Origin of the sequence: Cryptosporangium phraense (assembly GCF_006912135.1) — a bacterium.
Classification (GTDB): domain Bacteria; phylum Actinomycetota; class Actinomycetes; order Mycobacteriales; family Cryptosporangiaceae; genus Cryptosporangium; species Cryptosporangium phraense.
On record NZ_VIRS01000002.1, the window covers coordinates 392,849 to 414,956 of the forward strand.

The 22,108-nt window shown below is 71.4% G+C and carries 24 protein-coding genes and 2 pseudogenes; 16 read left to right on the forward strand and 10 right to left on the reverse strand.

The window, feature by feature from the left end; translation table 11 throughout:
- Positions 1 to 82: 82 nt before the first annotated feature.
- Positions 83 to 943: a helix-turn-helix domain-containing protein gene (locus tag FL583_RS04180; RefSeq protein WP_142703103.1), complete on the forward strand. Its 861-nt coding sequence runs from the start codon at positions 83 to 85 to the stop codon at positions 941 to 943.
- A 116-nt stretch (positions 944 to 1,059) separates the two neighbouring features.
- On the opposite strand, the pseudogene FL583_RS41415 reads toward FL583_RS04180, so the two are convergent.
- Positions 1,060 to 1,740 (reverse strand): annotated as a pseudogene (locus tag FL583_RS41415) (lysostaphin resistance A-like protein); the annotation flags it as partial.
- 118 nt (positions 1,741 to 1,858) lie between these two features.
- Between FL583_RS41415 and FL583_RS04190 the strand changes: the two are divergent.
- Positions 1,859 to 3,781 (forward strand): sensor histidine kinase, encoded by a 1,923-nt coding sequence (locus FL583_RS04190; RefSeq protein ID WP_142703105.1) that lies wholly within the window; start codon positions 1,859 to 1,861, stop codon positions 3,779 to 3,781.
- Positions 3,778 to 4,464, forward strand: a complete 687-nt coding sequence (locus FL583_RS04195; RefSeq protein WP_142703106.1) for a response regulator — start codon at positions 3,778 to 3,780, stop codon at positions 4,462 to 4,464. Before FL583_RS04190 ends, FL583_RS04195 begins: the two co-directional genes overlap by 4 nt.
- On the opposite strand, the gene FL583_RS04200 is transcribed toward FL583_RS04195, so the two are convergent.
- Both FL583_RS04200 and FL583_RS04205 read right to left on the reverse strand, forming a co-directional pair.
- Complete coding sequence (locus tag FL583_RS04200; protein WP_142703107.1) at positions 4,404 to 4,589, reverse strand: hypothetical protein; 186 nt, start codon at positions 4,587 to 4,589, stop codon at positions 4,404 to 4,406. The genes FL583_RS04195 and FL583_RS04200 overlap by 61 nt on opposite strands.
- An 88-nt stretch (positions 4,590 to 4,677) precedes the next feature.
- Positions 4,678 to 5,577, reverse strand: coding sequence for an alpha/beta hydrolase (locus FL583_RS04205; RefSeq protein WP_142703108.1), 900 nt, complete (start codon positions 5,575 to 5,577; stop codon positions 4,678 to 4,680).
- 82 nt (positions 5,578 to 5,659) lie between these two features.
- On the opposite strand from FL583_RS04205, the gene FL583_RS04210 reads away from it, so the two are divergent.
- The 11 genes from FL583_RS04210 (at position 5,660) to FL583_RS40750 (ending at position 13,280) form a co-directional block, all read left to right on the forward strand.
- The gene (locus FL583_RS04210; protein WP_240746572.1) at positions 5,660 to 7,102 is read left to right on the forward strand and encodes a DNA-3-methyladenine glycosylase 2; all 1,443 of its coding nucleotides are present in this window, start codon (positions 5,660 to 5,662) and stop codon (positions 7,100 to 7,102) included.
- 11 nt (positions 7,103 to 7,113) lie between these two features.
- On the forward strand, positions 7,114 to 7,614 hold the full coding sequence (locus tag FL583_RS04215; protein ID WP_142703110.1) for a methylated-DNA--[protein]-cysteine S-methyltransferase: 501 nt from the start codon (positions 7,114 to 7,116) through the stop codon (positions 7,612 to 7,614).
- A 95-nt stretch (positions 7,615 to 7,709) separates the two neighbouring features.
- Entirely contained in the window at positions 7,710 to 8,537 is an 828-nt protein-coding gene (locus FL583_RS04220; RefSeq protein ID WP_142703111.1) for a metal-dependent hydrolase, read from the forward strand.
- Positions 8,538 to 8,584: 47 nt separating this feature from the next.
- Positions 8,585 to 9,322 carry a class I SAM-dependent methyltransferase gene (locus FL583_RS04225; protein WP_142703112.1) on the forward strand — a complete coding sequence of 246 codons (738 nt, stop codon included), beginning with the start codon at positions 8,585 to 8,587 and terminating at the stop codon, positions 9,320 to 9,322.
- A gap of 132 nt (positions 9,323 to 9,454) precedes the next feature.
- Positions 9,455 to 10,135 (forward strand): glycerophosphodiester phosphodiesterase, encoded by a 681-nt coding sequence (locus tag FL583_RS04230; protein WP_142703113.1) that lies wholly within the window; start codon positions 9,455 to 9,457, stop codon positions 10,133 to 10,135.
- Between the two features lie 482 nt (positions 10,136 to 10,617).
- Positions 10,618 to 10,752 carry a hypothetical protein gene (locus tag FL583_RS42285; RefSeq protein ID WP_276611539.1) on the forward strand — a complete coding sequence of 45 codons (135 nt, stop codon included), beginning with the start codon at positions 10,618 to 10,620 and terminating at the stop codon, positions 10,750 to 10,752.
- A gap of 513 nt (positions 10,753 to 11,265) precedes the next feature.
- On the forward strand, positions 11,266 to 11,394 hold the full coding sequence (locus FL583_RS42290; protein ID WP_276611547.1) for a hypothetical protein: 129 nt from the start codon (positions 11,266 to 11,268) through the stop codon (positions 11,392 to 11,394).
- Between the two features lie 134 nt (positions 11,395 to 11,528).
- A complete protein-coding gene (locus FL583_RS04235) occupies positions 11,529 to 11,924 on the forward strand; it encodes a VOC family protein (RefSeq protein WP_142703114.1) in 396 nt (131 codons plus the stop codon).
- Complete coding sequence (locus FL583_RS04240; RefSeq protein WP_142703115.1) at positions 11,921 to 12,295, forward strand: YciI family protein; 375 nt, start codon at positions 11,921 to 11,923, stop codon at positions 12,293 to 12,295. Before FL583_RS04235 ends, FL583_RS04240 begins: the two co-directional genes overlap by 4 nt.
- A 137-nt stretch (positions 12,296 to 12,432) precedes the next feature.
- Positions 12,433 to 12,780 (forward strand): nuclear transport factor 2-like protein, encoded by a 348-nt coding sequence (locus FL583_RS40745; protein WP_205751823.1) that lies wholly within the window; start codon positions 12,433 to 12,435, stop codon positions 12,778 to 12,780.
- The gene (locus FL583_RS40750; protein WP_205751824.1) at positions 12,777 to 13,280 is read left to right on the forward strand and encodes a GNAT family N-acetyltransferase; all 504 of its coding nucleotides are present in this window, start codon (positions 12,777 to 12,779) and stop codon (positions 13,278 to 13,280) included. Before FL583_RS40745 ends, FL583_RS40750 begins: the two co-directional genes overlap by 4 nt.
- Here FL583_RS40750 and FL583_RS04250 read toward each other — a convergent pair whose 3' ends face one another.
- The 4 genes from FL583_RS04250 to trxA all read right to left on the reverse strand — a co-directional run bounded on the left by FL583_RS04250 (position 13,281) and on the right by trxA (position 16,555).
- Entirely contained in the window at positions 13,281 to 14,456 is a 1,176-nt protein-coding gene (locus FL583_RS04250) for a low temperature requirement protein A (RefSeq protein ID WP_142703117.1), read from the reverse strand. It abuts the gene before it with no gap.
- A 60-nt stretch (positions 14,457 to 14,516) separates the two neighbouring features.
- The gene (locus tag FL583_RS04255; protein WP_142703118.1) at positions 14,517 to 14,696 is read right to left on the reverse strand and encodes a DUF1059 domain-containing protein; all 180 of its coding nucleotides are present in this window, start codon (positions 14,694 to 14,696) and stop codon (positions 14,517 to 14,519) included.
- 56 nt (positions 14,697 to 14,752) lie between these two features.
- Positions 14,753 to 16,024, reverse strand: coding sequence for an EAL domain-containing protein (locus FL583_RS04260; RefSeq protein ID WP_205751825.1), 1,272 nt, complete (start codon positions 16,022 to 16,024; stop codon positions 14,753 to 14,755).
- A gap of 156 nt (positions 16,025 to 16,180) precedes the next feature.
- A complete protein-coding gene (gene trxA, locus FL583_RS04265; RefSeq protein WP_142703119.1) occupies positions 16,181 to 16,555 on the reverse strand; it encodes a thioredoxin in 375 nt (124 codons plus the stop codon).
- A gap of 108 nt (positions 16,556 to 16,663) precedes the next feature.
- Here trxA and FL583_RS04270 point away from each other — a divergent pair, with 108 nt between their 5' ends.
- A complete protein-coding gene (locus FL583_RS04270; protein WP_142703120.1) occupies positions 16,664 to 17,056 on the forward strand; it encodes a (deoxy)nucleoside triphosphate pyrophosphohydrolase in 393 nt (130 codons plus the stop codon).
- 13 nt (positions 17,057 to 17,069) lie between these two features.
- Positions 17,070 to 17,531 (forward strand): SRPBCC family protein, encoded by a 462-nt coding sequence (locus tag FL583_RS04275; RefSeq protein ID WP_142703121.1) that lies wholly within the window; start codon positions 17,070 to 17,072, stop codon positions 17,529 to 17,531.
- Positions 17,532 to 17,568: 37 nt separating this feature from the next.
- Here the strand turns inward: FL583_RS04275 and FL583_RS42295 are convergent, their stop codons facing one another.
- The 3 genes and pseudogenes from FL583_RS42295 to FL583_RS04295 form a co-directional block, all read right to left on the reverse strand.
- Positions 17,569 to 19,029, reverse strand: coding sequence for a CpaE/TadZ family protein (locus tag FL583_RS42295; protein WP_276611549.1), 1,461 nt, complete (start codon positions 19,027 to 19,029; stop codon positions 17,569 to 17,571).
- A gap of 260 nt (positions 19,030 to 19,289) precedes the next feature.
- A pseudogene (locus FL583_RS04290) lies at positions 19,290 to 20,066 on the reverse strand (succinate dehydrogenase/fumarate reductase iron-sulfur subunit); the annotation flags it as partial.
- The gene (locus FL583_RS04295) at positions 20,066 to 22,105 is read right to left on the reverse strand and encodes a fumarate reductase/succinate dehydrogenase flavoprotein subunit (RefSeq protein ID WP_142703125.1); all 2,040 of its coding nucleotides are present in this window, start codon (positions 22,103 to 22,105) and stop codon (positions 20,066 to 20,068) included. The pseudogene FL583_RS04290 and the gene FL583_RS04295, both read right to left, overlap by 1 nt.
- Positions 22,106 to 22,108: the final 3 nt, after the last annotated feature.

Here is a 22,108-nt window from a genome sequence, read left to right on the forward strand (position 1 = left end):
GCCGAAGAAACAGGAACACCGCGCGATGACTAGCCCTCGGAGGGCGACGCTAAAGACCGGCCCCACTACTAGCCTCGAACCCATGAGCAGCGACCTGGGCGAATTCCTCCGCCGGCGGCGCGAGGCCCTCCCGCCGGAAGCGGTCGGCCTGCCGACCGGGTCGCGCCGTCGCACTCCCGGGCTGCGGCGCGGTGAGCTGGCCACGCTGGCCGGCGTCAGCGTGGAGTACCTCGCCCGCCTGGAGCAGGGCCGCGATCGGCACCCGTCGGCGCAGGTCCTCGACGCGCTGGCCAACGCGCTGCGGCTCTCGACGGCCGAGCGGCTGGATCTGCGGGCGATCGTCAAGGCCGCCGACGGCGTCGGCTGTCTGGTCGTCGAGCCGCCCGAGACCGTGGTGCGGCCCAGCGTCCGCCTGCTGCTCGAGCGGCTGGAACCCACGCCGGCCGTCGTCGTCAACCGGCTCACCGACGTGCTCGCCTACACCGCGGCCTTCCGCCTGGTGATGGAGCCGCTCGGGTTGTTCGACCACCGCAACATCGCGCGGTTCGTGCTGGGTGACCCGCGGGCCCGCGAGACCTACCGGAACTGGCCCGGTGCGGTGGTCGGCGACCTGCGGTCGACCGACCCCTACGTCGCCCGCCTGCTGGCCGAGCTGGGTGCCCCGCCCGCCGGTCCGTGCCCTCCCGACCGCGACGAACTGCACCATCCGGACGTCGGTGAGCTGCGGTTGACCCGTGAGGCGCTGGCCGTGGCCGACACGGCCGACCTGCGGATCATCGTCTACCTGCCGCACGACGAGGAGACGTCGTCGCGGCTCGACCGGCTGGTGAGGACCGGTCCGCGGGCGGTCGGCACCTCCCGCCTCGACACGACCGCGAGCGGGACCAGCCTCTCCGCGCCCACCCGGAACCGCCGGGCCAGCCAGCGCACGACCAGCCCGTAGGCCACCACGACCGCGATGTCGACGACGGCCACCGCCCACCCGGCGTCGGCCGCCGTCGTGTCGTCGGTCAGGCCGCCGGCCGCGCTGGCCGTCAGCGTGAACGCGAGCAGGTTGTTGATCGCGTGCAACGCGATCCCGGCCTCCAGGCCGCCGGTCCGGACGGCCAGCCAGCCGGCGACCGCGGCGAACACGACGAGGTCGGCGAACCCCCACGGGGTGCCGATGCCGTGCAGCAGCGCGAACACCACCGCCTGGACGCCGACCGCGAGCCACGGCGAGCGCGTGAACGCCCCGATCGACTGCAGGATCCAGCCCCGGCAGAGGTACTCCTCGGCCGCCGCCTGCAGCGGAACCAGCACGACGATGACCATCAGAGCCGGGACGAACGTGGCCCAGCCGGCCCACTCGTAGGGGGTCCCGGAGCCGGGGAGCAGCGCCAGCACGACGAACGAGACGATCGTGAACGCGAGCGCCACCGCCGCGCAGCCGAGCATCCAGCGCACGCGCAGCTGGCCGCGGACCGACGAGAGCGTGCCCGGACGGCGTCCCTGCGTCCACCACGCGGTCAGCAGCACCACTGGCAGGAACAGGACGATCGAACCCAGCGTGAGCGCGAGCTCGGTGACCGGGCTGACGTCGGAGATGCCGAACAGGGTGGCCGCCGCCACCGCGACCAGCACGACCAGGAAGTAGAGCGCAGGGGCCAGCAGGAAGCCGAGGGCCGTCTTCCACCAGCGGTTGGTCGCGGTGCGCGCGAGGTGGTGGTACGGCGTTGACGGAGCGCGATAGATCATCATGGGCTCAGCGTCCGGCCGGGCCTGGCCGATCTCGTCGGCTGCGGGCAGGAAACCGCTCTCTACCGAGCGATAGAGACTTAATGACCCGATAAGGTCGGAGCCTTTATCGTGTGTGCCGATGAACGCCGTCCGCAACTGGCTGTTACCGGTAACGCTGGCCGTCGCCCAGGTGGCGTACTGGCCGCGTGACCTGACCCCGCAGCCCAGCCAGTACCCCGCTCTGCTCGGGATCCTGATCATCACGGTCGCGCTCGGGTGGCGCCGTCGTCGTCCGCTGATCGCGCTGGCCGGTGCGGCCGCCGGCCTCACGCTCGGGGTGCTGACCGCCCCGGAGGACGCGGTCGTGCTGATGGAGATCACCGACATGATCGCGCTCTACTCGGTGGCCGCCCGCGAGCCCCGGCGGACGTGGCTGGCCGCGCTCGGCGCGCTGGCCGTCTGGCAGCTCGTGTGTGGCGCGTTCGAGTACGGGTTCGGGTCGGAGTACGTGGCCGAGAGCGGGATGACCCTGCTCTGCTACGTGCTCATCGCGGGCTGCGGGGTCGCCCGGAAGCAGTGGCTGGCCGGGCGGGAGCAGGCGGCCGAGGCGCTGCGCCGGGCCGAGAGCGCCCGGCAGGAGGCCGGCGACGGCGAGCGTCGCCGCCTCTCCACCGAGCTGCACGACGTCAGCGCTCACCACCTGACCTCGATCGTCGTCACGATGAACGCCGCTCGCCGCCTCGCCCGCCCGGAGCTGGTCGACGACAGCCTGCGGCTGGCCGCCGACACCGGCCGGGCCGCCCAGGCCGAGCTGCGCCGGCTGCTGACCGACAGTGCGCTGCCGGCCGAGACCCCGCTGGCCGAGCGGTTGAACGAGCTCGCCGACGCGTTCACCCGGCTCGGGCAGCGCGTCCGCGTGGAGGGTGCCGGCTCGGTCGGCGTCCTCCCTCCCGCGGTGGCCGAACTCGCGCACGCGCTCGTCCGCGAGGCGCTGACCAACACCGTCCGCTACGCGCCCGGTGCCGACGTCGGCGTCCGGCTCTCCCTCAGTACCACCGATGCGGACGCCGGTCAGCTGCGCGTCGTCGTCGAGAACGGACCGGGTACCGGCGCTCCGGCGGACGCCGGACGACTCGGATCGGGCCGGGGCCTGGCCGGGCTGCGCCGCCGGACGCAGCTGCTGGGCGGAACCTGGTCGGCCGGCCCGGCCGACGGGGGTCGCTGGCAGGTGGAGGCGACGATGCTGACCACCGCCCGGGGCAGCAGCCGGTGGCGGCACGGCTTCATCGACCTCGGCGTCGTCGCGTTGATGCTCGGCCTGCCGGTCGGCGCCGCGCTCCTGCCCGACCCGTCGCCGCCGCTGGATCTGCGGTCGTGGCTGCTGCTGGCCGTGGTCGTCCCGGTGCACGCGGTGCCGCTGCTCTACCGTCGCCGGGCGCCCTGGGTGGCCTGGGCCGCGGTGTTCGTCACGGTCGCGCTGTGGCCGACCTGGCTGCTCGGCGATTGGCTGCCGCCGTCCGAGCGGATGCAGTACGTGGCGATGTTCGGGGCCTGCGCCGACGTGGTGGCGGTCTACGCGGTCGGCGCGCACGCCCGGCGCAAGTGGCCGAGCCTGCTGGTCGTCCCGGCGTCGAGTGTGGCCCTGGGCACGACGTTCGCGGTCGGCACGGCGGTGTACGGCTGGCAGGACTCCGGTGGCTGGCTGTTCCTCCCGCTGCTGGTCGGGTTGTTCGCGGCCTGCTGGCTGGTGCCGGTCGCGGTCGTGTGGGCGGTGGGCTTCGCGGTGCGGATCCGGCGCGACCGGATCGTCGGCCGGGAAGACGGGGCGGTCGGCGCGGCGGTGGCCGCGGCCGAGGCGGAGGCTCGGGCCGAGCGGGCGCGGCTGGTCGCCGGCCTGCGTGACCAGGTCCTGCAGCAGACCGACCGGGTCGTGACCGCGGCCGAGCAGGGCGACCCGGACCAGGTGCTGGCCGCGGCCCGGGCCGCGCTGGCCGCGATGCGGGACCTGCTCACGGCCCTCGACCCGCCTGCTTCCGCGCCGGCGCTGGCGGCGTCCGCATGATCCGGGTCCTGGTCGTCGAGGATCAGCCGGTGCTCCGCGCGGGTTTCGCGGCGATCGTGGACGCGGAGCCGGACCTGGAGGTCGTCGGCGTAGCCGGCGACGGCGCCGCGGGGGTGGCGCAGGCCGAGGCGCTCGCGCCGGACGTCGTGCTGATGGACATCCGGATGCCGGGCATGGACGGCTTGACGGCCACCCGGCTGCTGACCGGCCGGCCGTCGCCGCCGGCCGTCGTCGTGCTGACGACGTTCGATCTGGACGCCTACGTGTACGAGGCGCTGCGGGCCGGCGCGTCCGGCTATCTGCTCAAGGACGCCGAGCCGGACGAGCTGCTGGCGGCGATCCGGGTGGTCGCCGGCGGTGAGGCGATGCTGGCGCCGCCGATCACCCGCCGGATGATCGCGACGTTCGCGGCCGGCGGCCCGCCGCCGGGCCCGGAGGCGTCGGAAGCGCTGGCGATGCTGACGTCCCGGGAGCGCGAGGTGTTCGTGCTGCTGGCGTCCGGAATGTCGAACGCCGAGCTGGCGGACCAGCTCGGCGTCGGCGTCGGGACCGTGAAGACGCACGTGAACGCGTTGCTGACGAAGCTCGGGGTGCGTGACCGGGTGCAGGCGACGATCCTCGCCTACGACCTCGGGGTGGTGCGCCCCAACTCCTCGTCGTCGAGGCGCGGCGGCGGGTCGTAGCGGCGGAGGCGACGCTTGACCGCGGCGACGTAGCGACGGCGGCGGCGCTCCTTGGCCCAGCCGGCCGCGCGGGCCAGGAACTGAGGGGCGGAAACCGTGACGGGCCGTTCGTTGGCGAGCGTCATGACCCTCCCCTCGTGAGTACTTTCCCTCCGCTTATTGTGCCGTCGATGACAACAGAATGCTGTCAGCTATCTGGCGGACAAAGGGCTCTCACATACTGGACATAAGGAACTCTACGGTACGTTCGACTGCAGGTTCGACGTATTTAGGGCCGTCGTACAGGTCGATGTGGTTCGTGGTGTCGAGCCAGAGGATCTGGGCCGGGCCTTTCGCCCGCTCGAAGACGGTCTGGGCGCCCTCGGGCGAACAGTAGGCGTCGGTCGTCCCGTGGACGACGAGCAGTGGGGTCGGGCCCAGGAAGTCGGCGCCGATGGCCAGGTCGACGGTGATCAGCTCGCGGACGGTGAGCGCGGTGAGGCGGTTGACCCAGGTGTCGGCCTTCGAGCGCTCGGTGCCGTAGTAGGCGAACGGCTCGGGGCCCGCCATCACGGCGGGGACGTCCTCGTCGTCGGAGACCGCGGCGAGGTAGTCGATCCGGCCGGTGCTGTACTGCTCGGCGGCCGTCCCGGCCGCCTGGAGCAGTTGGGCGCGGTAGGCGTCGGCGCCCATCGCCGCGCGCATGGCGGCGGGGTCGTTGTAGCCGCCGGCGATGCAGGCGACGGCCTTGATGCGCGGGTCGAACGCGGCGAACCGGAGCGCGTAGCCACCGCCGAGGCAGATGCCGACCGCGCCGATCCGGTTCTCGTCGACCGCGGGGTGGATCGCCAGCGCGCTGACCGCGTCGCGGAGGTCGGCGAGCTTGCCCGCGGAGTTCTCGTGCTGGCGGGGCTCGCCCTCGCTGGCGCCGAAGTTGCGGTGGTCGAACGCGAGCGTGGCGAACCCGGCCGCGGTGAGTTTCTCGGCGTACAGGCCGACGACCTGTTCCTTGACGCCGGAGAGCGGGCCGGTGAGCACGACCGTGGGCCAGCCGGTCTCCTGGGCCGGTCCGTCGGGGACCCGAAGGGTGCCCTCGAGGGCCAGGCCATCGCTGTGGAACGTGAACGGCGTCATGGCCGACAGTGTGTCAGGGCGGTTGTGCACAGGTCCGATTCCCGCCAGCGTCGGTGGTCTACCGGGGTGCAGGATCGTTCTCGTGACCGCGCTACTCGACCCTGATTTCTGCTACCGCGTCGCGCGTAGCCGCGACGCGCGGTTCGACGGGCAGTTCGTGCTGGCGGTGACGTCCACCGGCATCTACTGCCGGCCGAGCTGCCCGGCGATGACGCCGAAGCGGGCGAACGTCCGCTTCTACACGACGCCGGCCACCGCTCAGGCGGCCGGTTTCCGCGCCTGTCTGCGCTGCCTGCCCGACGCGGCGCCCGGCTCTCCCGACTGGAACCTCCGGGCCGATCTGGTCGGCCGGGCGATGCGGCTGGTCAGCGACGGCGTCGTCGAGCGTGACGGCGTCACCGGGCTGGCCGAGCGGCTCGGCTACTCGGCCCGGCACCTCAACCGGCAGCTGATCGCCGAGCTCGGCGTCGGCCCGCTGGCGCTGGCCAGGGCGCGCCGGGCCCAGATCGCCCGCACGTTGATCGAGACCACCGGCTTGTCGTTCGCCGAGGTGGCGTTCGCGGCCGGGTTCAGCAGCATCCGGCAGTTCAACGACACGATCCGCGAGGTGTTCGCGGCGACGCCCACGGAGCTGCGTTCGAAGCGCGGGCGAGTGGAGTCTTCCGGCCCGGGCGTGATCAGTCTGCGCCTGGCTCATCGGTCGCCGTTCGACGCGGGGGCGCTGTGGGCGTTCCTGGCGCTGCGGGCGGTGCCGGGCGTCGAGGAGATCGACGGCGACACGTATCGGCGAACAGTGCGGCTGCCGCACGGCGTCGGGGTGGTCGCGCTGACGCCGGCCGCCGGGCACGTGCGGGCCGAGCTGGCGCTGGCCGACCTGCGCGATCTCGGCACCGCCGTGCAGCGGTGCCGTCGCCTGCTCGATCTGGACGCCGACCCGGTCGCGATCGACACCGCGCTGGGCAGTGATCCCGTGCTGGGGCCGCTGGTCGCCGCGCACCCGGGGCTGCGCGTCCCGGGGGCGGTCGACGGCGCCGAGATGGCGATCCGGGCCGTGCTCGGGCAGCAGGTCTCGGTGGCCGCCGCGCGCACGGTGGCCGGTCGGCTGGCCGCGGCGTACGGCGAGCCGGTGGAGCCGGACGGCGCCCGGGTCTTCCCGACCGCGGAGGCGCTCGCGGAGCTCGATCCGTCCACGCTGCCGATGCCGGCGAGCCGGGCGCGCTCGCTGGTCGCGCTGTGCAGCGCGCTCGCGTCGGGCGAGCTGGTGCTCGATGCGGGCACCGACCCGGCGGAAGCCGTGTCGGCGCTGGAAGCACTACCCGGAATCGGTCCGTGGACCGCGGGCTACCTCGCCCTGCGCGTCACCGGGGCGCCCGACGTGTTCCTGGCCAGCGACCTGGGCGTCCGCCGGGCCGCCGCGGCGCTCGGGCTGCCCGAGTCCGCGCCGGCGCTCGACGAGTGGGCGCGGCGCTGGCGCCCGTGGCGGTCGTACGCCGTCCTTCATCTCTGGAACTCCCTCTCATCGTGAAAGGCCAAGAAATGTCCGCCTACTACTCCACTGTCGACACCCCGGCCGGCGCGTTCACCGCGATCGAGGCCGACGGAACCGTCCTGGCCAGCGGCTGGACGAGCACGATCGACGATCTCGTCGGGCTGATCCACCCCCGGCTGCGGCCCGCCCAGCTGACGCCGCGCGCCGAGCTGGGCGACGTCACGAAGGCCGTGATCACGTACCACGAGGGCGACGTCAACGCGATCGACGCGGTGCCGGTCCGTCAGGAATCCGGGCCGTTCATGATGGCGGCCTGGGACGCGCTGCGCACGGTTCCGGCCGGCGACCCGGTGACCTACACCGAGTACGCGGCGCTGGCCGGAAACGCGACGGCGGTGCGGGCCGCGGCGATGGCGTGCGCCCGCAACGCGGCCGCGCTGTTCGTCCCCTGCCACCGGGTGCTCCGCCTCGACGGGACGCTCGGCGGCTTCCGGTGGGGCGTCCAGACCAAGCGCTGGCTGCTCGACCACGAAGCCGGTGTCGAGTAGCGGAGTGTCGCTGTCCGGTTTCGTGAGTGGTGCGTGCTTCACTGTGCGGGTTTCGCCTTTGGACTTTGGTTGTGCACAGTGGAGAGTGAGCGCGCATGGTCATGGGGCCTACCCATGCCATCTCCGGAGCCGCCGCCTGGCTGGTCGGCTCCGCGGTGGCGGCCCAACTCGGGGGCTACATGCAGTCCCCGATCGAGCTGACGACCTACACGGTCGCCTGCGCGGGGGCGGCGCTGCTTCCCGATCTCGACACGTCCGGCCGGGTCACCGCCAACAAGGGCGGGGCCACGGTCGCGCGGACGTTCGGCATCGTGTCGCTCTTCCTGGCCGAGTGCGTCGAGAAGGTGTCGCTCGGCGTCTACACGGTGACGCGGTCTCGTCGGGACGCGAAGCGGCGGAACGGGCACCGGACGTTCACCCATACCTGGCTGTTCGCGGCCGGACTGGGGTTCGGCGTCGGGTATCTGGCCGAGCGCTACGGGCGCACCGCAGTGGTGATCGCGCTGTTCCTGCTGTTCGGGCTGGGTATCCGGGGACTGATGGCCGACGCCGCCAAGTCGTCGGGCTGGATCATCGTCACCGCGTTGTCGGCCCTGGCGGCGTACGTGGCGATCGACACGCTGCCGGCCGACCGGGGGTATCCGCTGCTCGGGCTCTCGGTCGGCATCGGCTGCGTGGTGCACACGTTCGGCGACATGATCACGAAGGCCGGGTGTCCGGTGCTGTGGCCGTTGCCGATCCGGGGTAGGCGGTGGCACGAGGTCGGTATGCCCGATCGCATCGCGGTCCGGGCCGGCGGCACGGTCGAGCGCACGGTGCTGGTGCCGGCGTTCACGGTGCTGGCGGTGCTGGGCGTGATCATCGCGGTGCCGGGCGTCGCGGCGCTGCTGAGCCGTGCGCTGTCGCGGCTATCGTCTACATAATGGGACGAGTTTCCTGAATGATGGGACAGCGAGTAGGGTCGGGGGCCATGCAGACTTGGGAAGCCTCGATGTCCGACCGTGGTTCGGAGGCTTCGTACGGGCGGGACCTGCTCGAACTGCTCGCCGCGTTACCCGGCGAGCGGGTGCTCGACCTGGGCTGCGGAACCGGCGATCACGTGGCGCTGCTGCGGTCGCGCCGGGTGGCCGCGGACGGCGTCGACCAGAGCCCGTCGCGGATCGCCAGGGCCGAGGAGAAGTATCCCGACTACCCGTACTTCTCGGTGGCCGACGCCCGGGCGCTGAACGTCGAGGCGTACTACGACGCGGTGTTCTCGAACGCGGTCCTGCACTGGATTCCGGAGCCGGCCGCCGTGGTGGCGTCGGTCGCGTCGGCGCTGCGGCCCGGCGGGCGGTTCGTGGCCGAGTTCGGCGGCGCGGGCAACGTGCGGACGATCGTCGACGCGGCTCAGGACGTCCGGGAGGAGTTCGGGCTGCCGCGGGCGCCGGTGCCGTGGTTCTACCCGACGGTCGGCGAGTACGCGACGGTGGTGGAGGGGGCCGAGCTGGAGGTGCGGTCGGCGTGGCTGTTCGACCGTCCGACGGTGCTCGACGGCACGGAGGGCCTGGCGAACTGGCTGCGGATGCACGCGGAGTTCCTGCTCGAGGGCGTGGACGCGGAGAAGTTCGTCGGTGAGCTGGAGGACCGGGTGCGGGACCGGCTGTGGCGGAACGGGGCTTGGTGGGCGGATTATCGTCGGATCCGCGTAGTGGCGGTGAAGGGCTGAATGGGGATGCCGTCGGAGGGGCGCTGAACGGGGAGTTCGACTTGGCGCCACGCGGTCAGCGTATTTCGGGCGGCTGACGTACACCCGGCCTGGTTACCGTCGAACTCCGTTCGCGGTGCGTGGGGAGGCGCGATGTCCCAGCCGTTGATTTCGGCTCATCGAGGTGGTCCCGAAGGGATCCACCGCCCGAACAGCCTGGAGGCGATCCAGGCTGCCGTGGAACTCGGTGTCGACCTGGTCGAGTTCGACGTCCGCAGAGCGCCGGACGGATCCCTGGCCATCGCCCACGATTCTCTCCTACCGCGCCCCGGAGCCGAGCAGGCGCCGAGCCTACGGTCAGCCCTGGAAGCGATCCAGGGAAGCCGAACGATCGCGCACGTGGACATCAAGGAGACCGGCGACGAAGTCGCCATCGCCGGCCTCTGCGAGCAGTACCTGGGAACCGACGGCTTCTTCGTCACGACGACCGAAGACGAGAGCGTGCGGGTGCTGCGGACTTCGATGCCGCACCTCTCGGTGGCCCTGTCGCTGGGCAAGCTCCCGGCGATCCCCGCGCTGCTGGCCGAGCTCTTCCCGGCCGGCCGAATCGCCCGCTGCTCGCCGACCATGCTGGCCGTCAATCACCGCCTGGCCCGAGCCGGCCTGCTCCGCTGGGCGCACGACCGAGGGCTGCGCGTTCTGGCCTGGACCGTGAACAGTCCGGGGCTGATCCAGTGGGCGAGCGAAGAGCGCCGTTTGTGGGCCTTCACGACCGACCGTCCGCGGTATGCACTGGCTCTACGGGGACAGCAGAACCTACCGCTACCGAGCTGACGCCGTCCGGCGCCGATCGAGCCTTCGTCCGATCCGTCGGCACCTGTGGCGGGCCGCGAGTGTTGCAAAGCAAATGGTCCTGGGCCGACCGCAAGTCAGGCCGACGACGATCCGCGGTTGCTGCCACCGCCGTGTGAGGTGCTGGTCTCTGTCAGAGGGCTCAGCCGACCGCAGAAGCGACCGGACCGGGTCGTGGCCGAAACGAGACGCGCTCGCGTCGTGCGTACCCGAGCCGCAGCGGGATCTCGGCGGCTACCACGGAGCACTCGGACCGGGCCGGTGGCCGCCCGTCTTGAACCCGGTCACCGCGATCGCGACCGGTACGCCGGACGCGCCGTTTTCATCTGGCCGGATCCGGCCGGCCCCCTCTGTTCGCAAGCGAACGTTCCTGTCGTCGGGAGGGCGAACGAGCCTGGGTGTGATTCCGGCGAAGCTGGAGGCACACGGGGAACGGCCCCGAGGACTTCAGGAGGCTGGACGATATGAGCGGCTGCTACGACAACTCGTACGACTACTGCAACGACAACTACTCGTACGACTACGACTGCCGGCCGCGTCGTCGCCACCACAAGCGCCGTCACCACAACGACTGCTGGGACTACAGCTACTGCAGCTGAAATTCCTCACCGCGAAGGGCCCGGAGCGAAACCGCTCCGGGCCCTTCGCCGCGTCGGGATGCTAGTGGTGCAGGATCCGTGGGCCTTATCGGCCAGCGCTCGCCCCGGCCGGCAGTACAAACTCCGCGGTGTGTTCGGCAGTGATCAGCAGCGCCAGTCGCCGCCGCGACGACTGCCCCGAGCCGTGGTCGCTGGGCCATTGAGCTGCCCCTCCTGGCGGATGTCTCTGATCCGACCCCCTGCCTGGCGTGCCGGTGAGCCCGATTCGAGGACAGGTGATCAACGCACGTGCTTGCAGACCGGACAGGAACTGCGCCGCCAGTCCCGATCTCGAAGATCCGGACCCCGCCATCCAATCTCGTCACAAACCCGCTCCCGGCCACGACCGGCCCACCGTGTTCGCAAGGGAACGTTCCCGCCGTTACGCGGCCGAACGAACCCACACCCGATCCCCGCGAAGCTAATGACACACGGGGAACACGCCCCAACAGAACATCACGGAGGCTGGACGACATGAGCGGCTGCTACGACTACCAGTACGACTGCAACGACTACTCGTACGACTACGACTGCCGGCCGCGTCGTCGCCACCACAAGCGTCGTCACCACAACGACTGCTGGGACTACAGCTACTGCAACTGAAGCCCCCACGAAAAGGCCCGGAGCGAAACCGCTCCGGGCCTTTTCGTGTGCGAAACGTCGAACAGTCCACGCGAGCTCCGACCCCCTCCTGCAAGCTGTGCCGACGAGGCACGGCGTCAACTCGGAGGTCGGACATGGCACGAGCAGTGGTGCACTTCGAAATCATCGGCAAGAACCCGGCAGCGCTACGGACCTTCTACGCCGAACTGTTCGGCTGGGAGTACAACGTCGGCGACGCCTCCAGCGACCTCGTCTCGGACCCGGGCCAGTACGGCTTCATCGACGGCGCCTCCACCGAGAACCCCAGCCCGATCAACGGCGGCATCGGCGGCGGCCCCGGGCACTCTCCGCACGTGATCTTCTACGTCGGCGTACCAGACGTCGAACAAACGTTGCGGGACGCCGAGCGGCTCGGTGGGAAGCGTTTGCTGGAGTCCACGGCGAACGGCCCGATCGCGGTCGGGCACTTCTCCGACCCGGAGGGCAACGTGGTCGGAATCGCCGGCCCGATCCGGCCGGAGGCCCGATGAAGTACCTGGTCCTGATCTACGGCAACCCACTCACCTGGGCACACCCGATCTACCTCAACGACCCGGCCTTCCTCGCCCTGCCGCCGGCCGAGCGCGCCGCGATCCACGACCGAGCCGAAAAACTCCGGGACGCGATCACCGAGTCCGGCGAGCTCCTCGGCGGCGAGATGCTCGATGCACCCACGACAGCCCGTACCGTTCGCGTCCGAGCTCGCCAGAAGATCGTGACCGACGGTCCCTACGCCGAGACGAAAGAACAACTCGCGGGCTTCGTGATCCTCGACTGCGCGACTCCCGAGCGCGCCGCCGAGATCGCCGCCGCGATTCCCGACGCCCGCTTCACCGGAATCGAGCTCCGCCCGATGATCTGACGCCGAAGCTCAATGAGAATCGATCTGACGCCGAAACTCCATGCGAATCGTTTCGCACCCGGAGCCCCCTGTCACCCCCTCGGTCCACAATCCGTCCGCGCACCCTTCACCCCCGTACCCCTCCGTAATCTCCAACCGTGCCCACCCCCCAGGAGCTCTTCGAGCGCTACATCTACGCCGGCCTGACCAGGAACGCCGAGCTCCAGGCCGGCCTCTTCGCCGTCGACGGTGTCTACGAAGCCCCCCTCACCCCGAGCCGCGCCCAGGGCCGCTCCGCGATCCAGGCCCACCTTGCCGCACTCCACGCGACCCTCACGACCACCCCGCCGCCGACCGACATCCGGTACGTCCCGCACCAGACCATCGACCCCGCGATTTTCATCGCCGAGACCGACGCCATGATCGGCGACGTACCGATGTCTCTCGTCCACATCGTCCGGACCGCGAACGGCGAAATCACCCACCTCCGCGACTACTTCCAGTGACCGAGCTCGCCGGGGCGCGGCTGCTCCTCCGCCCGTTCCGGCCCACCGACGAGGCGGCCGTCCACCGCTACGCGTCGGACCCCGAGGTCACCCGCTACACCGACTGGGGCCCCAACACCCCCGAGGAGACCGCCGAGTTCGTCCGGTCCGTCGTGGACCCGCTGCCGTCGATCCATCCGTTCGCCGTCGTCGTCCGGGCGGAGGACGAGTTGATCGGCGCGGCCGAGGTCCGCGTCCTCGCCGACCGCGGCGAGCTCGGCTACACGCTGGCCCGCCCCTGGTGGGGCCGCGGCTACGCGACCGAGGCGACGACGCTGCTCGTCGACCACGCCTTCGGCACCCTCGGCCTGCACCGGATCGACGCGACCTGCGACCCGGACAACCTCGCCTCCGCGCGGGTCCTCACCAAGGCCGGGTTCCGGCCGGTCGGCCGGCTCCCCGACCACCTCCTCGTGCGCGGACGGTGGCGCGACTCGTTGCTGTTCCGCCTCGAACCTTGATCACCGTTCGACGTCGATCAGATCGACGACGATGAGCGCGCACACGACGGCCGCGATCAGCAGCGCGGCGACGGCCAGCGGAACACCGGCCCACGTGCTGGCCGCCGCCACCAACGCCAGCACCCCGGCGACGCCGAACCGGAGCAGATACGACCGCGACGAGTCCAGCCCGCTCTGCAGCGCCCCCACCGTGACCAGCGCGACCGCCACCGGCACGGCCAGCGCGAACGCCGCACCCGCGGCCGGCAGCTCGCTGTGGTGCGTCGCGGTCTCGGCCACGACCTCGATCCCGGCCCCGACCGCGGCCAGCGCCGCGAACACCGCGTAGTGCGCGTACCCCCAGACGAACGACACCCGGGACGTTCCCCGCAGGCCCTCCTCGGCCGGACGCGTGAAGTACGACCACCACAACCCGAAGATCACCAGCAACCCGGCCAGCGCGACGCCGAGCAGGCTCCACGACACACCCTCGCTGATCGCGGCCTGGATCGTCACGGTCGCGCCCAGCACCCCCTCGCCCAGGACGAGCAGCGTGAACAGACCGTAGCGCTCGGCGATGTGGCCGGGGTGCCAGGTCGTGACGCCGGTCCGTTCGGCCCAGATCGGCACCGCGATCTCGGCCGCCGCCAGCACGAAGAAGCCGACGAAGCCCCACGGGTCGGGCAGCAGCAGACGCAACACCCAGCAGACCTGGACGAGCGCGAGCCCGCCGGCGTACCGGAGGGCGGTCGTCCGATCGCCCGGGCAGCTGACCGCGACCCGCAGCCAGAGCCCGATCTGCGGCAGCCGCATGATCAGGTAGCCGACCGTCACGATGCCGAAGTCCTCGTGCTCGAACGCCTGCGGGATGCCGGCCGCCAGCACCAGCACGCCGGCGATCTCGACCAGCGTGAGCAGCCGGTGCGGGACGTCGTCCGGGTCGTACGCGGACGCGAACCAGGTGAAGTTCATCCACGCCCACCAGATGGAGAAGAACACCATCAGGTAGTTCAGCAGCTGGGGATAGAGGTGCTCCTCGATCAGCGCGTGGTGCAGCTCGGACGCGGCCGACGCGATCGCGACCACGAAGCAGAGGTCGAAGAGCAACTCGAGCGGTGTGGAGGCGCGGTGGGCCTCGTTCGGGTCGCGGGCGACGATCGGCGACCGCCAGGGCCTGCTCACACGTGCTGTAGTCATCGATCTCCCCGGTCGGACGTGGTTCGGCAGCTTATCCGTACCGACCGGGGAGATCGCTGCCTACGCCGCCTTGGTGACGATCGCGGCCCGCACGGCGGAAACGAGATCGCCGGGTACGTCGACGAGGCCGTGGTCCTGGCGGGCGTGCTGCGCCACGAGCGCGAGGATCTCGTCGTCGCTGTCGCCGACAAAGACGGCCGTGCAACCGCTGACGACGTCACCGCAGGCGAAGTGCTTCATTCCGTACCTCCAAGGGGGAGCAGACCCCCTGGAGATCGACCGCCCGACGAACCGGTTTAGTGGTCCTCGGCCCGGGCTTTCACGACGTGCCTGGTCAGCTCGTCGACCAGCGCGATCCCGATCACCTGACCCCAGGAGTCGGTGCACACGACCGGGTCGAACCGGTGCTCGGCCGAGCGGGTCAACGCGCGCAGCAGCACGTCGTCGGCCGCGTCGGAGGCCAGCACGCGCAGGCTCACCGGCAGCTTCCGCATGACGCCGTCCCGCGGGTCCGGCGCGACCATCTCGACCGGCGACCCCGACCGGTCGACGATCACCAGCGGCTCCGGCTCCGGCTGGGGATCGGGCGAGTCGCACCGATCGGCGGTGGTCACCGTCACTTTGCTGATCATCACGCTGGCGATCGCGTCGGTCACCGCGACCCGGCTGGTCTCGGCCAGCACCCGCGCCCGCACCTCGTCGGCCAGCGGGAGCATCTCGTCGGCCGGGCGACCGAGCAGCCAGCCCTGCCCGAGCGGAACGCCCATCCGGCAGAACGTGGCCAGCTCGCCGACGGTCTCGATGCCCTCGGCCAGCAGCCACGCGTCCAGGCGGCCGGCGAACTGCCCGAGCAGCTCGGCCAGCGCGGCCCGCGCCGGGTCCCGGTCGGCTCCGGCCACGAGCGCCCGGTCGAGCTTCACCAGCTGCGGCCGGAGCTCCAGGATCTGCTGCAGGCCCGCGTAACCGCTGCCCGCGTCGTCCACCGCGATCAGGGCGCCGGCCGACCGCAGGCGGCGGGTTTCGGTCGTGATCGACTCCAGGTCGCCGAAGGCGACGTGCTCGGTCAGTTCGACGACGACGCGCGAGAGCTCGGACACGCTGGCGAACGCCTCGTCGAGCTCCGGCGTACCCAGCAGGTGCGGGCTGACGTTGACGGTCAGGAACGCGTTCGGCGGCAGATCGTCCAGGCGGGTGAGGGCCCGGGCGATGACGACGCCCTCGAGCGCGGGTCCGAGCCCGTTCTCCTCAGCGGCGCCGAACCACTGATCGGGGGAGAGGCGGTCGCCGATGCCCGGCACCGGGGCGTCGATGCGCGCGAGGGTCTCGTAGCCGGCAACCGTGCCGCGGGCCAGGTCGGCGATCGGCTGGAACACCACCCGGATCTGCTCCGGCTCGGCCAGCACACCGGTGATCGCCCGCCGCCAGGCCAGCTGACGCCGGATCGCCGCCGGGTCCGGCGGCATCGTCGGCCGGGACCGGTTCTTCTGGCCGCCCCACCAGGACGACGCGTCGTCCAGCGGGTCGTAGTCGGACCCGGTCGTGAGACCGGTGACCAGCTCAGTGCTCATCCGGCCGGCTTCCCACCTCAGCGCGCATGCTGACACCCCGGGTGGCTCATCGGCAGAAAAGACAAAACCTGAGAGATGCGGACTTTTGGGTCCGTGCTCTCTCAGGTTTCGTGGGTTTCAGCCCAGGGCCGATGCGGGCGGCCTGAGCTCAGGCGATCAGGCCTCGGCCGTCTCCTCGGACTCGGCGGCCTGCTTGCGCACCTCGTCCATGTCCACCGCGCGGGCCTGGCCGATCAGGTCGTCCAGCGCGTCGCCCGGCAGCGCGCCCGGCTGCGCGAACAGCACCACGCGGTCCCGGACGATCATCAGCGTCGGAATCGACCGGACGTCGAACGCCGCCGCGAGCTCCTGCTGGGCCTCCGTGTCGACCTTGCCGAACACGATGTCGTCGTGCTGCTCGGACGCCTTCTCGAAGACCGGGGCGAACTGCCGGCACGGCCCGCACCAGGACGCCCAGAAATCGACCAACGTGATGCCGTCGCGGGACAGCGTCTCGTTGAAGTTGTCGGTGGTGAGTTCCACCGTGGCCATCAAAATCTCCCTCGGTTGTTCCGCCCGTCCATCGTGACAACGCAGGCGTCGGTCAGAACCTTCCTGGCTCTTGGGTGCCCGATTCCGCGCGGATGGAACACTGTTGACGTGTCTCTTACCGTCGTGGGCGCTGCGATCATCAACGACCGCGGGCAGGTTCTGGCTGCCCAGCGGGCCGAGCCCGATCGGCTGGCCGGAGGCTGGGAATTCCCCGGCGGCAAGGTCGAGCCGGGCGAGCGCGACGAGGCCGCCCTGGTCCGGGAGTGCCGCGAGGAGCTCGGCGTCGAGGTCGAGGTCGGCGAGCGCCTCGGTCCGGACATCCCGCTCGCCCTCGGCCGCGGGGTCCTCCGCGTGTGGCTGGCTCGCGCGCTCGGTGAGCCTGCGGCTCTCGAGCACGCCGCCCTTCGGTGGTTGGACGCCGACTCGCTGGACGACGTGCCGTGGCTGCCTGCCGACGCGCCGTTGATCGAGGAGCTGCGCACGCGTCTGCAGGCCGTGTGACGTGCCGGTCCTCATGACGACGACGCTCGTCCACGCGCCGGTCGAGCTGGTGTTCGACCTGGCCCGGGACGTGCGGGAGCACACGTCGGCGATGGCGCACACGGGGGAGCGGGTCGTGGCGCCGGGGCGGCTCTCGGGGTTGCTGGACGCCGGGGACCTGGTGTGTTTCCGGGCTCGGCACTTCGGGCTGTGGCTCGGGCTGGACGCGCGGGTGGTCTCGATGGAGGCGCCGACGACGTTCTCGGACGAGCAGGTGCGCGGGCCGTTCGCATCGCTGCGTCACGACCACTTCTTCGCGCCGACCGGGGCCGGGACGCTGGTGACCGACCGGATCGGGTGGCGGTCGCCGCTGGGGCCCGTGGGCCGGTTGGCCGACGAGGTCGCGGTCCGGCGTCAGCTGTTGGGGATCCTGACGGCGCGGAACACGCACCTGAAGCGTCGGGCGGAGATCCTGGCCGCGGGATCGGCCGCGTAGCGGGCCGTGGGCCGCAGCCGCGGTTGCGGCCCGGCGGTCAGGGGAGGGCTCGGGACTTGGCCAGGGCGGCGGCGGCCAGTTGCACCGCGGAGTTGCGGGTGCGCTCGCCGAGGCGCCACGGTTCGATCGTCGAGCCGGTGGCGAGGTGGCGGTCGTAGGGCAGCAGCGCGGGCACCACGCCGAACGGGGCGAACGCCTCCGCGGTGCGGTTCAGGTCGATGGCGGCCGCCTGCGGCGACATCGCGGTCAGCGCGACCAGCGTCTGGGGCAGCCGGTGCGGGCCCCACTCGCGGATCCACTCCAGCGCGCGCCGGGCCGACACGACGCCGTCGACGCTGGCCGGGGTGGCCAGCACGATCGAGTGGGCGTCGGCCAGCACGGACTGGTTCAGCGGCGTCACCATGCCGGCACCGGCGTCGATGACCGTCACCGCGAAGTAACGGCTGATGCCGTGCACGACGCCGAGGTACGCGTTCGGCGGGACCACCTCGGGCGCGGCCGAGCCGCGCTCGCCGGAGAGCACCCAGGCGCCGGACTGGCTCCGACCGAGGCAGCGCTCGGCCTCGTCGAGGGTCGACCAGACGCGCGGGACCTTGCCGAGGCCCGACAACGACGTCGGCGACGACGCCCCGAGGCGCAGGCCCAGCGAGCCGAGGTCGGGGTCGGCGTCGACGGCCAGCACGCGGTCGCCGCGGTGGGTCGCGTAGGCGCTGACCAGGAGTGCGGCGACCGTGCTCTTGCCCGATCCGCCGCGGATGCCGAGGACGGCGATGCGCCGGGTGACGGTGATCGGCTGGCTCAGCTCGTGCGCGACGCCGGCGGACTCGCGGGCCGCGCGGCCGGAGTTGAGGCTGGTCTTGAGGCGCTGGAGGCGGTTGTCGGCGTGCTCGGGCATCGGGAGCAGGCCGTCGGGGGTCCAGGTGGCCTGGACCGGGGTCGCGTCGGGGCCGAAGACCTTGGAGGGCTGGGGGGCGTAGTTGGCCGGCTGGGCCGGGACGGCTGGGAGCCCCGCCTGCGGCGCGTACTGCGGCGGCGGAAAGGCCGGACCCGCCTGGGGCCCGCCCGGTTGCGCGGAAAAGCCCGGTTGCGCGGGAAAGCCCGGTTGGGCGGGAGGCCCGGACTGCGGATACCCCGGCTGCGGAGGCCCCGACTGCGGGACCGGCGCCGGCGGGAACGCCGGCTGCGGAAACGCCGACTGCGGGGGCGCCGGGGGGAAGCCGGGCGCCTCGGGCTGCGCAGGCGGGTAGCCGGGCGGCGGGAACGCCGGGGGAGCCCCCTCCGATTGCGGAAAGACCGGCTGGGTCGCGTCCGACTGCGGGGGGCCGGACTGCGGGAACGCCGACGGCGGGTAGCTCGGCGCATACTCCGGAGCCGGCGGACCAGCCTGCGGAGGAACCGGATAGTTCGGGTCGGCCGGCGGCGCCGGATACCCCGCGCTGTCGAGCACCGGCCCAGAACCACCGCTCAGCGCCACCCCGAGCTCAGCCGGGTTGACCACCACCGTCTCGGACGCGCCAGCACCTGACTCGGCAGCGCCTGACTCGGCAGCGTCGTCAGGCGGGACGCCTAATACCGTCCCCGGCCAGTCCTGGCGCGCGTCGTGGGAACTCGTCACGGCTCGGGCCTCTCCGTCCTCTACGGTACGGAATCAGACTAACCAGGAGATCCAGCCTCATGGCCAATTCCCTGGTCACTGCACCCGAGCCAACGGGGCCCCGGGGCGGTACCGCCCCGAGACCCCGACGCCGATCAGCTCTTGCGGCGGCCGATCTTCGAGCCCAGCCACGTGATCGGGTCGTACTTCCGATCCACCACGCGTTCCTTCATCGGGATGATCGCGTTGTCGGTGATGTGGATGTGCTCCGGGCACACCTCACTGCAGCACTTCGTGATGTTGCAGTACCCGATGCCCTGCTCCGCCTGCGCGAATTCCTTCCGGTCGGCCCGGTCGTCCAGCGGGTGCATGTCGAGCTCGGCCGCCCGGATGAACAACCGGGGCCCGGAGAACTCCGGCTTGTTCTCCTCGTGATCCCGCACCACGTGACACGTGTTCTGGCACAGGAAGCACTCGATGCACTTCCGGAACTCCTGCGACCGCTCGACGTCGACCTGCTGCATCCGGTACTCGCCCGGCTCGACGCCCGGCGGCGGCGCGAACGCCGGCATCTCGCGGGCCTTCTCGTAGTTGTACGAGACGTCCGTGACCAGATCCCGGATCAGCGGGAACGTCCGGATCGGCGTCACCGTGACGGTCTCGGCCTCGTCGAACGTCGACATCCGGGTCATGCACATCAGCCGCGGCTTGCCGTTGACCTCGGCCGAACACGACCCGCACTTGCCGGCCTTGCAGTTCCACCGGACGGCCAGGTCCGGCGTCTGGGTCTGCTGCAGCCGGTGGATGACGTCGAGCACGACCTCACCCTCGTTGACCTCGACCTCGTAGTCGTGCAGTGCGCCGTCGGCCTCGGTCGCGGTGATCGTCTCGTCGGGACGGCCGGCGCCGCGCCAGACCCGGAACTTCGCCTGGTACCCCATCAGCCCCTGCTCCCCTCGGAGTGACTCCTGCCGACCGCGTCCCCGGTCGCACTGCGCTCGTCCGCGACCGTCTCCGGCGACGTCTCGGTGCGCGACGAATCGTCGGCCGGTTGACGCGCGGCCGCGACGACCGGGGCCGGTGCATCCGGTTCCGAGGCCAGCACGGTCAGCTCGTCCTCGGTGAGGTACTTCGAGAGCTCCGAACGCTCGAACAGGCTGAGCAGCTCGACCGGCATCGTCGGCAGCGGCTGCTCACGCACGGCCACCTCGGACTGCTCCTTCACCAGCGAGCAGATCAGGTTGCGCTTGCGCCACTCGGCCGACATCTCCGGGAAGTCGTCGCGGGTGTGGCCGCCGCGGCTCTCCTCGCGGATCAGCGCGGCCCGGGCCACGCACTCGGCGACGACCAGCAGGTTCCGCAGGTCGAGGGCCACGTGCCAGCCCGGGTTGTAGGTGCGCCCACCGGCGGCCGCGACCGACTGCGCCCGCTCACGAAGCTCGACGAGCGTGGTCAGCGCCTGCTCGATCTCTCCGGCCCGCCGGATGATGCCGACCAGCTCGTGCATCGTCTTCTGCAGGTCGAGCTGCACCGTGTAGGGGTTCTCGCCCCCCTCCCGGGACAGCGGCGCCAGCGCGAAGGCCACCGCGTCGTCGACGTCGGTGTCGAGCACCGCCGGGCGACCGTCGAGCCCGAGAACGTAGGCCGCCGCTCCCGCGCCGGCCCGGCGTCCGAATACCAGCAGGTCGGAGAGGGAGTTCCCACCGAGGCGGTTGGATCCGTGCATGCCGCCGGCCACCTCGCCGGCCGCGAAGAGGCCGGCTACGCCGACCGCGGCCGCGGTGTCGGGTTCGACCTCGACCCCGCCCATCACGTAGTGACAGGTCGGCCCGACCTCCATCGGCTCCGCCGTGATGTCGACGTCGGCCAGCTCCTTGAACTGGTGATACATCGACGGGAGCCGACGCCGGATCTCGTCGGCCGGCAGCCGTTTGGAGACGTCCAGGTAGACGCCACCGTGCGGGGAGCCGCGCCCGGCCTTGACCTCGGAGTTGATCGCCCGGGCGACCTCGTCGCGGGGGAGCAGCTCGGGGGGACGCCGGTTGTTGTCGGCGTCGGTGTACCAGCGGTCGGCTTCTTCCTCGGTGGTCGCGTACTTGTCTTTGAACACGTCCGGGATGTAGTCGAACATGAAGCGCTTGCCCTCGGAGTTCGTGAGGACACCGCCGTCGCCGCGCACCGACTCGGTCACCAGGATGCCTTTGACCGACGGCGGCCAGACCATCCCGGTCGGGTGGAACTGGACGAATTCCATGTTGACGAGCGTCCCGCCGGCCCGCAGGGCCAGCGCGTGCCCGTCGCCGGTGTACTCCCAGGAGTTGGACGTCACCTGGAACGACTTGCCGATCCCGCCGGTGGCCAGCACCACCGCGGGGGCGTCGAACCGCAGGAACCGGCCGTCGTCTCGGGCATAGCCGAAGGCCCCGGCGATCCGGTCGCCGTCCTTGAGCAGCGTCGTGACCGTGACCTCGTGGAACACCCGCAGGTAGGCCTCGTAGTCACCGTGCTCGCGCTGGTCGTCCTGCTGCAGGCTGACGATCTTCTGCTGCAGCGTCCGGATCAGCTCCAGGCCGGTGCGGTCACCGACGTGCGCGAGCCGCGGGTACTCGTGGCCACCGAAGTTGCGCTGGCTGATCTTGCCGTCCTTGGTGCGGTCGAACAGCGCACCGTAGGTCTCCAGCTCCCAGATCCGCTGGGGTGCCTCGCGAGCGTGCAGCTCGGCCATCCGCCAGTGGTTGAGGAACTTGCCCCCGCGCATCGTGTCGCGGAAGTGGACCTGCCAGTTGTCGCGGCTGTTGACGTTGCCCATCGCGGCCGCGGCGCCGCCCTCGGCCATGACCGTGTGGGCCTTGCCGAACAGCGACTTGCAGATGATCGCCGTCCGCAGGCCCTGCTGGCGGGCCTCGATCGCGGCCCGCAGCCCGGCCCCGCCGGCCCCGATCACCACGACGTCGTACTCGTACTTCTCAATTTCAGTCATCGA